The organism is Bradyrhizobium sp. 215_C5_N1_1 (genome assembly GCF_052075935.1).
Lineage (GTDB): Bacteria > Pseudomonadota > Alphaproteobacteria > Rhizobiales > Xanthobacteraceae > Bradyrhizobium > Bradyrhizobium barranii.
On record NZ_CP197228.1, the window covers coordinates 1899967 to 1914682 of the forward strand.

Genomic DNA, 14716 nt, shown 5'->3' on the forward strand with positions numbered 1-14716 from the left:
GGGCTCGACGGCCGCGCCGACACTCTCCGTCATTGCGAGCGCAGCGAAGCAATCCAGAGTCTTTTCGCAGAGGCACGGCTGCAAGCTTCTCGTCTGGTACGAACTGCACGCGACAATGACCGATGCGATTGTACGTGAGAAGCAGATCAAGGGTGGCAGCAGAGCGAAGAAGCTTGCGCTGATCGAGAGCGCCAATCCGGACTGGACGGATCTCTACGAGACGCTGATCTGACGACAGGGGGAGTGGCGGTAGTAGGCGAGAGGGCGCCACTCATCCCGTCATTGCGAGCGTAGCGAAGCAATCCAGAATCTTTCCGCGGAGGCAGTCTGGATTGCTTCGTCGCATGTGCTCCTCGCAATGACGGCGGAGGGACCTTGGTCACTGCACGCCCTCCACCCGTGACAACAACATCGGCTGCAGTGCACCATACATCAGCGTGCGCCACAGCCATTCGATCGGGCCGTATCGGCAGTGGCGCAGCCACCATGCGCTGAACAGCACCTGTCCGACGTAGACGGCGATGCCGATAGCGAGGGCCTGGGTGATGCCGAGCCGTCCGAACAGGCCAAGGCCGTAGCCGTAGAAGATCCAGCCGAAGATGAGCGATTGTGCGACGTAGTTGGTGAATGCCATCCGGCCGAGCGGCGCGGCCCAGCCGAGCAGCCTCTTGCCGCGTCCGAAACTGGCGATGAAGAGGATGGCGGCACCATAGCCCAGCGCCAGCAGGATGTTGCCGAGCGGCTCGATGCCGACGTAAAGCAAGGCCGCGCCGAGACAGATAGCCGGAAGCGCGATGACGAGCAGGCCGCGGGCATTTTGCAGAATGCCGCTCCGCCAGGCCAGCGCTCCGACGAGAAACAGCCCGATCGTGCGCAAGAAGACGAACGCGTGCAGGGACGCGATGAGAGGAATTTCGCGGAGACGAAACGCCAGCACGTCGAGGAAGCCGCCCGTCGCATAGATGCGATTTGCATCCATGACGTCCCGCCAGATCGCGGTCCTGCCGGGAAACAACCCCGCGGGCGGAAAGGCCTGCATGGCCAGATACAGCGCGAGAGACGCCAGCGCGGCGAGCGTCAGCAACCAGCGCGGGCCAAACAGGAACGGCAGCACGATGAATCCCGCCAGTGCATATTCGGTGAGGATATCGCCGTTCCAGATCAGGCACAAATGAATGACGCCGAACACCAGCAGCACAGCGAGCCGCCGCAGGAGCAGGAAAGTGCGGCGCTCGCTGTTCGCGAGCCGGTCGAATTGAATGGCAAGGCCTGCGCCGAACAGCAGCGAGAACAGCGCAAACGCCTTGAGCTCCACGGCCTGCGTCAGGATCGTTTCGACGGCGCGATCAACCGGCGAAGCAAGCGTCCTGGCACCAAGAAACTGCTCGAAGATCGAAATGCGAAATTCCATGACCACGTTGATGGCCATGACGCCGAACAGGGCAATGCCCCGCAGCACGTCGATGGCGTCGATCCGGTCCGAGGGGCTTATTGGCCGAGGAGATGCGGCACCATCGGATGTCATGGAAGAATTCCAATTGTAGCTCGACGATGCGTGGCGCGGGGCGAGATGCCTGCCACACGCTCCGTCATTGCGAGCGCAGCGAAGCAATCCAGAATCTCTCTGTGGAGGCAGTCTGGATTGTTTCTTCGCAAGAGCTCCTCGCAATGACGATGTGGCGAAAGTCTGCCATCCCTTACGAAATTTCGCTCCTCACACGCGTTGCAGCAGCGGCCGCAAGCTGCGGATGTCGGTCACAGCCTCAATCTCATACACCGACTTGATCAACCGCTCGGCCTTCTCGCCGCCGACCACTGGGGCAATCAGATCGCGCGCCTTGTCGATGACCTCGTCGCGCGTCATCGGGTTGCGCGGCGTGCCGCGCACGGCGGTGACGCGCTCGGAGAGGCGGCTTCCATCAGTGAGCTCTATCTCGACGACGGCGACGCGCACCGGCAATAGTTTGGCCAGCTCCTCGTCGCGCACCAAATTCACCTTGGCGCGCTCCTTCAAAACCGCCGCGTCCTGCAAGCGCGGCTTGTCGTGCGCGGCGTGGAACGAGGCGGTCTTGTCGAGCAGCATCACGGCGACCATGTGCTGGAGACAGATGTCGGGGATGTCGCGGTTGTCCACGACCTCGGCGACCGACGGCGCAAGACGTACGGTGACGCGCTTGACCTCTCCGGCCTCGAACGCCTGCTTGCTGCGGATGGCGTAGACCGCATCGAGCGGTCCCTGGATCGGTGAACCCACCGTCCATTTCTTGATGTCGGTGCCTGCGATCTCGTAACGCTCGCCAAGCTTCTCCACGAGTTTTCCGGTCGCTGCCTTCGGCGCATAGGCCAGGAAGTAATTGTCTGGCCCTGAGAACACGTCGTCGACGCCGTTCCAGTCCGAACGCACCAGCAGTGCCGACGTCACGCCGTTTCGGGCCGGCATGCCGGCGAACACAAACCCCTTCTCGATATGGTCGACGTCGCGCCGCCACACGATGAAGCCGGAGGATTGCTGCGCGGCATAGTCGAGCACCCAGCGCATCCGGTGCGCGTCGAAGCCGGCGACGCTAGCCGCCGCAGCGGAAGCGCAGAACGTACCGGAAATGCTGTGCGTGCTCAGCACGCTTTCATAGCTGAAATCGGCCCCGCCCATCGCCATCACCACGCGCGTGCCGACGTCATAGCCGAGCGTCACCGCACGCAGAAAATGGGCGCCGTCGATTCCGAGGTGTTCGCCGAGCGCAAGTGCCGCGGGCACAGTCGAACTGCCGGGATGCGAGCGCGACGGGCTGTGCGAATCGTCGGTCTCGTCGGCATGCGCCATAACGCCGTTGGCAAGCGCAGCTTCGACTGGCGACGCGGTGAGCGATGTGCCGGCAATGGTCGATGTCCCCTGCGCAGCATTGGCGCGAATGTAGCGCTGCGCCGCCTGACCGGGCGGCAGCTCCGATCCTGATATCATCGACGCCAGCGTGTCGAGGATGTGGTGCTTTGCTTGTTCGACGACTTCGGGCGGCAGCGCGCGGGTTTTCGCAGCGCTCATGTAGTCGCACAGCGCCGTCATTTCTGGCCCGGAGCCAGATCCCTCCGCGAAACTGCGCGCGGGCGAAAGCGAGAGGCCGGTTGCCGCCGCTGCGGTCAGGCTGAGAAAGTCGCGTCGTTTCATGGTGTCCCGTCTTTGGTGCAGGAACTGATGAAACGGATAGCGCCTGGGATAGCGGTATGTCCAGTAGCCGCCGCGCTCCGCTGTCATGCCCCGCGCAGGCGGGGCATCCAGTACGCCGCGGCGGATGTGGTCAGAGCGAGTTTCTCCAACGCCGGCCTCTGGAATACTGGATCGTCCGCCTTCGCGGACGATGACACCGCAATTGTCCCTACGACAGCCGCATGTCCAGCAGCCTGCGCCCCTCGCCCTTCAGCAGCTTCTTCACCGCGCTCGACGCCACGACCTCGCCGTCATTGGCGTAGGCTTCGTGGTTCTTCTCGATGTCGTCGAGGCGGTAGAGGTAGTTGACCATCACGCCGGCGGACTCGCGCGCGCCTTTCGGCGAGAGGTCGCCGAGCCAGTTGATGCGCTCGAGCCGTGCGCCGTTGCCGAGATGGAAGCGGGCGACGGAATCGATCAGCTTGCCCTTCGGCGTGCGCGCTTTCAGGAAGTAATAGGCCGCGAGCGGCTCGATCACGGTGCGGAGCAGCGTCGTCGTCTCGGGGTTCTCGAACCATTTGGGATCGTCGAGGCGCTTCAGCACCTCGCGGTCCTCGTCCGAGAGCGGCAGGTCCCTGTCCTGCTTCACCCATTGCATGAAGCCCGGCACCGGCGACAGCGTCACGAAGGTGTCGAGTTTTGGCGTCTCGCGGCGCAGCTCTTCGACCACCTGTTTGATCAGGAAGCTGCCGAAGGAGATGCCGCCAAGCCCGCGCTGGGTGTTGGAGATCGAATAGAACACCGCGGTGCGCGCACGCTCGATCGGCAGATGCTGGCGGTCGACCGCCAGCAGCGGCGCGATCGCACCGGGGATCGTCTCGGTCAGCGCCACCTCGACGAAGATCAGGGGCTCGTCAACCATGGCGGGATGGAAGAAGGCGTAGCAGCGCCGGTCGACCGGATCGATGCGGCGGCGCAGGTCGTCCCAGTCGCTGATCTCGTGCACGGCTTCGTAACGGATGATCTTTTCGAGGATGTTGGCCGGGGTCGACCAGTCAATCCGGCGCAGCACGAGAAACCCCCTGTTGAACCACGACGAGAGAAGGTGCGAGACGTCGCGATCGAGCGCGGCGAGATCGGTGTGACCGTTCATCATGCCGAGCAGATCGGCGCGCATGTTGACGAGATCGCCGGTGCCGCCCGGCGCGCGGTTGAGGCGGCGGATCAGCTCCTGCCGGCGCGGCTCGGAGGCGAAATGCAGCGAGCTCGCGTCTTCGTCACTGGGACTGGCGCGCCATTTTTCGATCGCCTTGGACAGGCGTTCGCGATCGGGGCCGAAATCGCGCACCAGGGCTTCGAAGAAGGCGCGGCGTCCTGCCGCATCCAACTCCTGGTAGATGTCGAGCACCTCACGCGCCATGGCGGTGCCCGAAGCTTCGCCACGACCGGACAGCAGCGCACCGCAGAGCTCGATCAGCCCGTCGGCATCGTGCTTGGCGTCGGCGGAATCCCCGCGGCGCAGCAGCGTGCGGCCGCGATCGGAGATGGTGGCGAGCAGGTCTGAGAAGAAGGCGTTGGCCATCTGGTCGTTTCGATTCCGGTTTGTGCGCTGCGGAAGCTTACACGGGATTTAGGCGGAAGCCGATCACAATCAAGCAGGGGAATTTTGTATCTTTCGTGGTGCCATGCGCCACCAGGAAAGCTGTCATGCCCCGCGAGGCCGAGAGTGCCACCAAAGCTGTCATGCCCCGGCTTGACCGGGGCATCCAGTACGCCGCGGCCTCTCGGCTCAATCACGGCCGTCTCTGGAATACTGGGTCGCCCGGTCAAGCCGGGCGACGACACCGTGACTATTTCCCCGCAAACTCCGTCGGCGTCCGCCCAGTCACCTGACGGAATGCTGCCGAAAACGCCGGCACGCTGGCATAGCCGAGCTGGGTGGCGAGCTGCTTCACCGACACATTGGGGTCGGTCGACAGCCGCTGGATCGCTGCCGCAACCCTTGCGCGCTGGCACCAGCTCTTGAAGCTCAATTGCGTCTCGGTCGAAAACAGCCGCGACAACGTACGCGCGGAGGTTCCGACCTCACGCGCCAGCGTGTCGATGTCGTGCAGGCCGGTGGGATCGTCGAGCACGATCATCGCGGCGCGCCGGCAGCGCGGCTCATGCGGCAGCGGCACGAAGGTCGCGGAATCCTCCGCCTGGTGCAATTCCAGCATCACCAGGCGGACCAGCAGCTCGGTGCGCTCCTCGGTGTTGCGCGCGTCGAACAGCGCGAGGATCGCCTGGTTGAGCAGCGGCGATACCCGCACCACGAATTCCTTGGTCAGCCCCTCATAGCGTTGTTCGCGCTTGAGCCAGGGCAGGTCGAAATACAGCGTGCGCATCTCGATGTCGGCGAGCAGGTCGAGGGCATGCTCGAGCCCGGCCGGCACCCAGACGGCGCGGTCCGGCGGCACCAGCCAGCGCCCCGCGGGCGTCGTCACCTGCATCGTGCCCTTGGCGGCATAGATCAGCTGCGCCTCGCGGTGCATGTGCAGATCGATCCGCATGCCCTTGGGATAGTCGCGGGCGACGAGGTGCACACCCGCTGGCGAGCGATGGTTGCTCCGGACCTCCCGCAGGATTGGCGTTTCCAAGACAGTCATTGGCAGCATCCCGTCATGGCTCCGACATATAACCCATTTCGGAGCAGGAGAGGATTCGGAATGAATAGTCCCAGCCGGGTGATCAGTTTCGTCAACGCAGGCCATTTCATCGACCATTATGCGATGCTGATTTTCGCCGCCGCCGTGATCATCATGGGGCCGGCGCTCGGCATGGCCTATTCGGAACTTCTGCCCTATGCGACGCCGGGCTTCGTCGCCTTCGGCGCCGGCTCGCTGCTCACCGGCTGGCTCGGGGACCGCTGGAGCCGCCGCCACATGATGCTGATCTTCTTCGTCGGCATCGGTGCTTCCATGATCTCGGTCGGCTTCGTGCAGACCCCGGCACAGCTCGGCGCGGCGCTGTTCGCGATCGGCATTTTTGCCTCGATCTATCACCCCGTCGGCACCGCGATGATCGTGTCCTATGCCGACCGGCTCGGCCGCGAGATGGGGATCAACGGCGTCTGGGGCAATCTCGGCGTTGCCTCCTCCGCGCTGGTGACCGGCGTGATCGGCCAGTATCTCGGCTGGCGTTTTGCCTTCATCGTGCCCGGTGTCGTCACCATCCTGATCGGCATCGCCTTTGCGATGATGGTCGTGCATGAGGACCGCAAGGGCTCGAAGCAGGCGGCAGCTCAAGCGCGCGTGGCGAAGAAAGACATGTGGCGCGTGATCCTGTCGCTGCTGATCGTCGTGATCGCGATCTCGACGACGTTCAACGCGGTTACCGTCGCGCTGCCGAAGCTGTTTGCCGAGCGGCTCGCGGATTTGACAAAAAGCCCGGCGCTGCTCGGCGTCATCGCGGCCTGCGTCTACGTGTTCGGCGCGATGACCCAGTACACGATCGGCCGGCTGCTCGACCGCTACTCGCTGAAGACGGTGGCGCTGCCGCTGTCCTTCATGCTGGCGCCGTTCCTGTATCTCGCCGCGAACCTGTCCAATCTGCCGCTGATCCTGGTCTCGATCGGCATCGTCATGGGCGCGTTCGGGCAGGTCACGGTGAACGATGCCATGGTCGGCAAATACACCAGCGAGGAATGGCGCTCGCGCGCCTATGCCGTGCGCTATTTCATCGGCTTCACCGCCGCGGGCGCCTCCGTCGGCCTGGTCGCCTGGCTCTATGAGCAGGGCGGCTTCGTCACCATGCTGCACGCCTTCGCTGCCCTGTGCCTGCTCGCGATCGCCGCCGCGATCATCCTGCCGCGCGAGATCAGGACGCCGCAGCCGGCGTGAGGGATTGCCGAGAGACGGGCGCCTCTCGCCCCATCGTCATTGCGAGCGTAGCGAAGCAATCCAGAATCTTTCCGCGGAGGGACTCTGGATTGCTTCGCTGCGCTCGCAATGACGGGGGATGGACCGGCGCATCGTGCACCCCGCCCACAATGCCATTCTGCCGGTGTTTTGCCCGACGGGTCAAAGCACCGGAACGCTCAAATGCCATCAACGCCGTTCTACTGTGCATGGGGTTGTTTTCGACTTTTTTGTTTGTCGGCAGCCCGCCTCCGCGGAAAAACTACGGTTTCACCTCGGCCGCCGTCTTTGCCTTCGGCGCCTTCTTCGACGTGCGCCAGTTCTCGAAGCGCTGCACCACCACGAAGAAGGCCGGCACGAACAGCACCGCAAGGCAGGTCGAGGCCAGCATGCCCGAGAACACGGTGATGCCGATCGACTTGCGCGCGCTGGCGCCGGCGCCGGTCGCGATCACCAGCGGCACCACGCCGAGGATGAAGGCGAACGACGTCATCAGGATCGGCCGGAAGCGGGCGCGCGCCGCCTCGATCGCGGATTCCAGCACCGGCTTGCCGTCGCGGTTATGCAGCTCGAGCCCGACCTCGACGATCAGGATCGCGTTCTTGGCCGACAGCGCGATCAGCAGGATCAGGCCGATCTGGCAATAGAGGTTGTTGTCGATCTTCAAGGCGTTGAGGACGAGCATGGGCCCGATCAGCGATAGCGGCACCGCGAGGATCACCGAGATCGGCGCGTACCAGCTCTCGTACTGGCCGGCGAGCACGAGATAGACCAGCAGCATGGCAAGGCCAAACACCCAGTAGATCTGGTTCGAGACGGCCTTCTCCTGATAGGACATCGCGGTCCACTCATAGCCCGTGCCCGGCGGCAGCGTCTTGTCCGCGATCTCCTCCATCAGCTTCAGCGACTGGCCGGACGAGTAGCCCTGCGCCGGCAGGCCGACGATGGTCGAGGAAGGGTAGAGGTTGTAGAGGCTGATCAGCGACGGACCGGTGGCCGGCGTGATCGTGGCGACGGTGCCGATCGGGATCATGTCGCCGTTCGAGTTGCGTACCTGCATGTTGGCGATGTCGCGCTCGGTGACGCGGAATGCCGGATCGGCCTGGGTATAGACCTGGAACACGCGTCCGAACTTGTTGAACTGATTGACGTAGGACGAGCCGAGATAGGTCGACAGCGCCGCGAACACCTGATCGGTGGTGACGTGCAGCGTCTGGGTCTTGATGCGGTCGATCTCGACGTTGAACTGCGGCACCGACGAGCGGAACGAAGACGATACGCGCTGCAGCGCGCTCTGGCTCTGGGCGTTGGAAACCATCGCGCCGGTGATGGCCTGGAGCTTTGCAAAATCGCTGTTGCCGTCGCGCAGCTCGACCTGCATCGAGAAGCCGGCCGCGTTGCCGATGCCCTGGATCGGCGGCGGCGGCAACACCAGGGTGCGTGCCTCCATGATGGTCGCGAGCTTGTCGTTCAGCCCGTAGACCAGCGAACGCAGATCTTCGCCGGGCCCTTTGCGCGCCGACCAGTCCTTCAGGATGATGTAGGCGACGCCGGCATTGGCGAGGCTGGCGCTGTTGTCGAGCGCGGAGATGCCGGCGATGGTGATGACCTGCTGGACACCAGGCGTGTCCTTGATCAGCTCGCTCGCTCTGTCGAGCACCGTCTGGGTCCGCTCCAGCGCGGCGCCGTCGGGCAGTTGCACGGCGGCGATCAAATAGCCCTGGTCCTCGATCGGCAGGAAGCCGGTCGGCACCCGCGACAGGCCGTAGCCGCCGATCCCGATCAGCACCAGTGCGAATGCGACCGAGATCGTGCTGTTCCTGCACAGCACGCCGATGAGGCGCGTGTAGCCCCGCTCGACACGGTTATAGACGGCGTTGAAGCCGCGGTAGAAGAAGTTGCGCTGCTCCGGCGGCACCGTGGGCCGCAGCCAGAGCGCGCATTGCGTCGGCTTCAGCGTGGCCGCGTTGATGGCGGATAGCAGCGCGGTCGCCGCGATCACCAGCGCGAATTGCGAATAGATGCGCCCGGTGAGGCCGGCGAGGAACGAGGCCGGCAGGAACACCGAGATCAGCACCAGGGTGATGCCGACGATCGGCGCGAACAGCTGGTCCATTGCCCTGATCGCGGCGTCGTGGCCGTTCATGCCCTGCTCGATGTTGTGCGCGGCGCCTTCGACCACGACGATGGCATCGTCGACGACGATGCCGATCGCGAGCACGATCGCGAACAGCGTCGACATGTTGATGGTGAAGCCGAGCGCCGCCATCGCCGCGAACGCGCCGATGATGGTGACGGGCACGGTGGTCGCCGGCACCAGCATTGCGCGCCAGTCCTGCAAGAACACCAGGATCACGACCAGCACCAGCAGGCCGGCCTCGATCAGCGTCATGTAGACCTCGTGCACCGAGGCTTCGACGAATTTGGTGGTGTCGAACGGCGTGTCGTATTTGATGCCTTCGGGGAATCGCTTTGCAAGCTCCGCCATCTTCTTCTCGACGGCCTGCTCGACCTGGAGCGCGTTGGCGCCCGGCGACTGGAACACGCCGATGCCGGTGGCCGGCTGATTGTTCAGCGAGAAGATCTGGCTGTAGGTCTGCGCGCCCAATTCGACCCAGCCGACGTCGCGCACGCGCGTGACGTCGCCACTGGTGCCGGTCTTGACGATGATGTTCTCGAACTGGGTGGTGTCGTCGAGCCGGCCGTTGACGTTGAGCGTGTACTGGAACGCCTGTCCCGGCGGCGTCGGCGGCGCGCCGACCTGGCCGGCCGAGACCTGCTGGCTCTGCTGCTGGATCGCCGTGACGACGTCCGACGGCATCAGTCCGCGGACCTGGAGCTTGTTCGGATCGAGCCACACCCGCATCGAATACTGGCCGGCGCCGAACACCGTGACGTTGCCGACGCCGGGCAGGCGCGAAAGCTCGTCGCGGATGTTGATGGTGGCGTAGTTGCTCAGATAAAGGCTGTCGAACGTCTTGTCCGGCGAGGTCAGCGTCACGAACAGCAGGATCGAGGTCGACTTCTTCTGGACGGTGACGCCCTGGTTCTGCACGGAGGATGGCAGTTGCGACAGCGCGCTGGAGACGCGGTTCTGCACCAGCACCTGTGCGAAGTTGAGGTCGGTGCCGATCTTGAAGGTCACGGTCAGCGTATAGGTGCCGTCGGAGCCGCTGTAGGACTGCATGTAGAGCATGTCCTCGACGCCGTTGACCTGCTGCTCGATCGGCAGCGCGACGGTGTCGATCACGGTCTTGGCGCTGGCGCCCGGATAGCGCGTGGTGACCTGCACCGTCGGCGGCACCACGTCGGGATATTGCGCGACCGCGAGGTTGAACAGCGCGACGCCGCCGATCAGGATCATCAGAAGCGCGATGACGTTCGAGAGGACCGGCCGCTCGATGAAGAATTTCGAGATCATGGCTGGCGCCCCCTCACTTGGCAGACGCCTGCGGCTGCTCGATCTTCGTCAGTTGCGGATCGATCTTCTGACCCGGGATCACGCGCAGCAGCCCCGCGATCACCACGCGGTCGTCCGGCTTCAAGCCGCTTTCGATCACGCGCAGGCCGTTGTCGACCTGACCGATCTGCACCTTGCGCTGCTCGACAATGTTGTCGCTATTGACCACCAGGAGATAGCGGCCGCCCTGGTCGCTGCCGAGCGCGGTGTCGGGGACGAGGAGGGCGTTCTTGTCCTGGTCGAAGGGCACCCGGACCCGGACGAAATAGCCGGGCAGCAGCGCTCGCTTGTCGTTGGGCAAGACGCCGCGTACCGCGAGCGTGCCCGTTGATGTATTGAGGGTCGGCGAGACGTAGTCGAGGTGGCCTTCATGCGGATAGCCGGTCTCGGTCTGGAGGCCCACCTGGATCGGCAACTGTTTGAGGTCGGCCACGGTCAGCCCGCGACGGGCCGCTTCGGCGCGGATGCGAAGGACGTCCTGCTCACTGACCGTGAAGTTCACCCAGATCGGATCCAGCGCGACGATGGTTGCGAGCTGGGTCGGGGAGGAGACGCCGACGAGCTCGCCGATCGAGACCAGGTGCGCGCTGACGATGCCGTCGAACGGCGCGCTCACCTTGGTGTAGCCGTAATTGACCTCGGCGAGCCTCGTATTGACCTGGGCCTGCTGGAGACTGGCCTGGGCGTTGTCGCGGGTGGATGTCGAGGTGTCGAGCGTCGCCTGCGAGACAGCCTGGCGCTGCACGAGGTCGACCTGCCGCTTGAAATCGGCCTCGGCCTGCTTGAGCGTGGCCTGCGCACCGACCTCGGCCGCCTGCGCCTGCTCGAGCTTGAGCTTGTAGGTCTCAGGCTCGATTAAGAAAAGCTGGGTGCCCTGCTTGACGAAGCTGCCGTCCTGATAGTCGATCGATTGCAGGAAGCCCTGCACGCGCGCCACCAGATCGACGCTCTTGACCGGCGCGGTGTTGCCGGTGGCTTCGACATAGCGCGTCACGGCCCGCTGTACCGGCGTGGCGACGTCCACCTTCGGCGGCGGCGGCGCCACGAACGTGTTCTTGTCCTCGCAGCCGGCGAGCGCCACCACGGCCGCCGCGGCAACGAGTGCCCGCCCGACATGTCTCCACGCTCCGTTCCGTTGTGCGAGATCAGCGGGATTCGCGCAGGTCATTCGGTGGCCCCCGATTATTGTCTGTCGGTGTGGCAGGCTACCAACAAATGCCCGGCCGTGGAACACCATAGCCATGGCGGTCACCAGCCTTACACTGTAAACGGCGCAGTGGCCTTTGACAGGTTTGTCATGGCAAACCGCTCTTCATCGGGTGCATGATCGACCAGAATTGTGTCAAAGGCCGAGTGACGGAAACGAAACGGTCGAGAAGCAGAGAAGAAAAGGTGAGGAGAACATGACATGCCCACGTCGCTCCAGGCGGCCCTTGCCGGCCTCGTTTTCGCAGCGGCAGTCGCCATGCCCGCGCTAGCCGATGGCCTGAAGGACGAGATCGCGCCGACCGGCAAGCTGCGGGTCGCGATCGCGATCAGCCCGGCGGGCGGCGCGTTCTGGTCGACCAAGACCGAAGCCGGCTATGCCGGCGTGCCGGTCGACCTCGGCAAGGAGATGGCCGGCCAGCTCGGCGTACCCGTCGAATATGTCGTGCACCAGAATTCCGGGCAGATCACCGACGCGGCGTCGAAGGGGACCTGGGACGTCACCTGGCTGCCAAAAGATCCCGAGCGCGAGACCAAAATGATGTTCGGCCCGATCTACGAGGTCGCGGATGCCACCTACATCGTCAAGCCCGGCTCAGCCATCACCAACTTCGCCAGCCTCGATCAACCCGGCATCAAGGTCGCGGCCGTCAACGCCACCACGACCATGCGCGGCGCGATCGCGCATCTGAAGAATGCGAAAGCCACGGGCTATCAGACCTATGACGAGATCTTCGGCCTCCTGAAGAGCGGCGAGATCGACGCCTTCGCGCTGTCGCGCGACCAGCTCAACAAGATGGCGCAGAAGATCCCGGGCACGAAGGTGCTGGACGAGACCTTCAAGAAAACGGTGACGGCGGTGGCCGTGCCGCTCGGTCACAGCCAAGCGCTGGCGTTCGTCACCAAGTTCATGAACGAGGCGGTGACGAACGGCGCCTTGCGCAAGGCCTATGACAACAATGGCCTGAAGGACACGCCGATCCGGACGGAGTAGCGGCAGCGGCTCCATGGCAAGCGAGATTCAGATCCGCGCTTTCTTGCTGGCCGATGCGGCCGCCGTGCGCGAGCTGTTCATCCAGGTCAATCGCCTGTTGGCGCCGGTGCATTTGGCGGAGGCGTTTGAAGGATACATCACCCGCTCCCTCGCGGAGGAGATAGATCGTCTCGCCGATTATTATTCGGGTCGGAGCGGCGGTTTCTGGGTCGCCGTCGATGACGATGAAATCGTCGGCATGTTTGGACTGGAGGCCTCTGGCGAACGCGCGATGGAGTTACGGCGCATGTACGTTGCTCCCGGCGCGCGGCGCCGGGGTATCGCGCGAAAGATGCTGGCGTTTGCGGAAGAGGAGTGCCGCCGCCGCAATCGTCCGCAATTGCAGCTGAGCACGTCCGAGCTTCAGCAGGATGCGCTGGCGCTGTATCGAAACGCAGGATACGAGAAGGTGCGCGAGGAGATCGCCGATGCCGCCAGCAACAAGACATTGGGCGGCGGCATTCGTCGCTACCATTTCACCAAGCGGCTCTGACGGCCATTCCAGGCTCTTCGCCTGCTGTTACGACTGGCCTCACGGCTCCGCGGTGCGAATGCCTGCGGGGCTCACCTGCAGCTTGAGTGTGGACGTCCTGGTCAGCGCCTTGCCGTCGAACGAGAACGCGATCAGCTCGTTCTCGACCATGCACTGCGCCACGACATGTTTTGAGTCCTTTGACCACACCATGCCCTGACACCAATGGCCGATCTTGGCCTCCGCCACCGGCGTGAGGTCGGTGCCCGAGATCTTGTAGACTTTGAGCAGGCCGAAATCGTTGAAGAAGGGCGAGGCCGATGGCTTGTTCGAGCCGTTCATGACGGTGACGGCGACATGGCTGCCGTCCGGCGACATCTTCACGGCCTCAGGTGTCTGTCCAACGGTAACCGTCGTGACGACGCGGATCGGCTTGGCGGTCATGTCGATCAGACTGATCGTGTCACTGTCGCCGCTGCTGGCACCGACATTGCCGACGACGGCCACCGCGCTGCCGGTGAGGTCGATGTCGTAGGGGCGGATGCCGGCGGAGAGGTCGCGCTTGGTGTATTCGACCTTGGTCCCGTCCACGCTCAGAAGCGAGATCTTGCTGTCGCCGTCGCGGGTGACCAGCGCGGTGGCTCCGTCGCGGGAGAACACTACATGGCTGGGGCCGGACTTGGCATCGCCGAGTTGAATCTTCCCGCCTGCGGTCAGCGTATTGCCGCTGATCGCGAAGACCGAGACGGTGCCTTCGCTGCGGTTGGCAACCAGCGCCAGCGTGCCGGCACGGTTGATCGAGACGCCGGCGGCGCCTGGGCCGGCCTGCAATGTCGCGAGCACCTTTGGCGGGGTGGATTTGAGGTCGATCACCGAGAGCTTGTCGTCGGGGACCGTCTTGGTCGTGTCCGCGGGATCGAGCTTCATCGCACCCGTGACCAGCGCAAGCGAGCCGTCCGGCGCAATCGCGACGCTCGGCGGCGGCCCGACTACGCTGGCGGGTGCCGGGACCTCGCCCAAAAGCTTCAGCGCGCCATCGGCGAGATCGATGACGCTGACCGTGTCCGGCAGCGGCTGCTTGCGCACCACGGCATTGCCGTTCTCCAGCATCATCTTGCCGTCATTGGCGGTGACGACGATCTCGGCATGAGCGGCGAAATTTGCAAAGCCGGCAAAGGACGTTGCGACCAGAGCCGACGCGACATCGCGCGTGCGCCTGTGAACAGCGGCTTTCATGTTTCCCCCTGAGACTTTGTTCTTGTCCGGCAAAGCTAAATGCAACCGGGGGCATTGCGCAACAATCTGAACGCGATCATTTTTGCCTTCGCCCTTGGAATAAAACGGCAAGACGCGCTTCGGTACGGCCGAAGCGGGTGGCTGCATAAAAAATTATGCCTCGACCACTGCGCAAAGTGTCTCGTGCGTCAAACTGACACGGCTCTGTCACTCGCGATGTTTAGAACATTTCTGATCGTAAACATCCTCATTTCCGGGGCGTCAAAAA

At 64.0% G+C, this 14716-nt stretch carries 11 protein-coding genes; 4 read left to right on the forward strand and 7 right to left on the reverse strand.

Features of this window, described 5'->3' with window-relative positions; translation table 11 throughout:
• The first annotated feature begins 31 nt into the window (after positions 1-31).
• Positions 32-232 (forward strand): hypothetical protein, encoded by a 201-nt coding sequence (locus AB7G19_RS08900; RefSeq protein ID WP_371498107.1) that lies wholly within the window; start codon positions 32-34, stop codon positions 230-232.
• A gap of 147 nt (positions 233-379) precedes the next feature.
• Here the strand turns inward: AB7G19_RS08900 and AB7G19_RS08905 are convergent, their stop codons facing one another.
• The 4 genes from AB7G19_RS08905 to AB7G19_RS08920 form a co-directional block, all read right to left on the reverse strand.
• Entirely contained in the window at positions 380-1525 is a 1146-nt protein-coding gene (locus AB7G19_RS08905; RefSeq protein WP_063981432.1) for a DUF418 domain-containing protein, read from the reverse strand.
• A 189-nt stretch (positions 1526-1714) separates the two neighbouring features.
• On the reverse strand, positions 1715-3163 hold the full coding sequence (locus tag AB7G19_RS08910) for an MmgE/PrpD family protein (protein WP_063986129.1): 1449 nt from the start codon (positions 3161-3163) through the stop codon (positions 1715-1717).
• 208 nt (positions 3164-3371) lie between these two features.
• Complete coding sequence (locus AB7G19_RS08915) at positions 3372-4724, reverse strand: malonyl-CoA decarboxylase (RefSeq protein ID WP_063981433.1); 1353 nt, start codon at positions 4722-4724, stop codon at positions 3372-3374.
• Positions 4725-4992: 268 nt separating this feature from the next.
• Complete coding sequence (locus AB7G19_RS08920) at positions 4993-5799, reverse strand: AraC family transcriptional regulator (protein WP_371497412.1); 807 nt, start codon at positions 5797-5799, stop codon at positions 4993-4995.
• A 51-nt stretch (positions 5800-5850) separates the two neighbouring features.
• On the opposite strand from AB7G19_RS08920, the gene AB7G19_RS08925 reads away from it, so the two are divergent.
• Entirely contained in the window at positions 5851-7023 is a 1173-nt protein-coding gene (locus AB7G19_RS08925) for an MFS transporter (RefSeq protein WP_063981434.1), read from the forward strand.
• Positions 7024-7303: 280 nt separating this feature from the next.
• Here AB7G19_RS08925 and AB7G19_RS08930 read toward each other — a convergent pair whose 3' ends face one another.
• Together AB7G19_RS08930 and AB7G19_RS08935 are read right to left on the reverse strand one after the other, a co-directional pair.
• Positions 7304-10462 (reverse strand): efflux RND transporter permease subunit, encoded by a 3159-nt coding sequence (locus AB7G19_RS08930; protein WP_283017519.1) that lies wholly within the window; start codon positions 10460-10462, stop codon positions 7304-7306.
• Between the two features lie 13 nt (positions 10463-10475).
• Complete coding sequence (locus tag AB7G19_RS08935) at positions 10476-11669, reverse strand: efflux RND transporter periplasmic adaptor subunit (protein ID WP_063981436.1); 1194 nt, start codon at positions 11667-11669, stop codon at positions 10476-10478.
• Between the two features lie 240 nt (positions 11670-11909).
• Between AB7G19_RS08935 and AB7G19_RS08940 the strand changes: the two genes are divergently transcribed.
• On the forward strand, positions 11910-12701 hold the full coding sequence (locus tag AB7G19_RS08940; protein ID WP_283017518.1) for an ABC transporter substrate-binding protein: 792 nt from the start codon (positions 11910-11912) through the stop codon (positions 12699-12701).
• A 43-nt stretch (positions 12702-12744) separates the two neighbouring features.
• Positions 12745-13233 carry a GNAT family N-acetyltransferase gene (locus tag AB7G19_RS08945; RefSeq protein ID WP_441267754.1) on the forward strand — a complete coding sequence of 163 codons (489 nt, stop codon included), beginning with the start codon at positions 12745-12747 and terminating at the stop codon, positions 13231-13233.
• A gap of 39 nt (positions 13234-13272) precedes the next feature.
• On the opposite strand, the gene AB7G19_RS08950 is transcribed toward AB7G19_RS08945, so the two are convergent.
• Complete coding sequence (locus AB7G19_RS08950; protein ID WP_063981439.1) at positions 13273-14448, reverse strand: beta-propeller fold lactonase family protein; 1176 nt, start codon at positions 14446-14448, stop codon at positions 13273-13275.
• Positions 14449-14716 lie beyond the last annotated feature (268 nt).

Bases quoted from the DNA above. Each gene is read 5' to 3' on its own strand.
- AB7G19_RS08930 (WP_283017519.1), bottom strand. From the start codon at position 10,462: ATGATCTCGAAATTCTTCATCGAGCGGCCGGTCCTCTCGAACGTCATC.
- AB7G19_RS08920 (WP_371497412.1), bottom strand. From the start codon at position 5,799: ATGCTGCCAATGACTGTCTTGGAAACGCCAATCCTGCGGGAGGTCCGG.
- AB7G19_RS08910 (WP_063986129.1), bottom strand. From the start codon at position 3,163: ATGAAACGACGCGACTTTCTCAGCCTGACCGCAGCGGCGGCAACCGGC.
- AB7G19_RS08940 (WP_283017518.1), top strand. From the start codon at position 11,910: ATGCCCACGTCGCTCCAGGCGGCCCTTGCCGGCCTCGTTTTCGCAGCG.
- AB7G19_RS08925 (WP_063981434.1), top strand. From the start codon at position 5,851: ATGAATAGTCCCAGCCGGGTGATCAGTTTCGTCAACGCAGGCCATTTC.
- AB7G19_RS08905 (WP_063981432.1), bottom strand. From the start codon at position 1,525: ATGACATCCGATGGTGCCGCATCTCCTCGGCCAATAAGCCCCTCGGAC.
- AB7G19_RS08950 (WP_063981439.1), bottom strand. From the start codon at position 14,448: ATGAAAGCCGCTGTTCACAGGCGCACGCGCGATGTCGCGTCGGCTCTG.
- AB7G19_RS08935 (WP_063981436.1), bottom strand. From the start codon at position 11,669: ATGACCTGCGCGAATCCCGCTGATCTCGCACAACGGAACGGAGCGTGG.
- AB7G19_RS08915 (WP_063981433.1), bottom strand. From the start codon at position 4,724: ATGGCCAACGCCTTCTTCTCAGACCTGCTCGCCACCATCTCCGATCGC.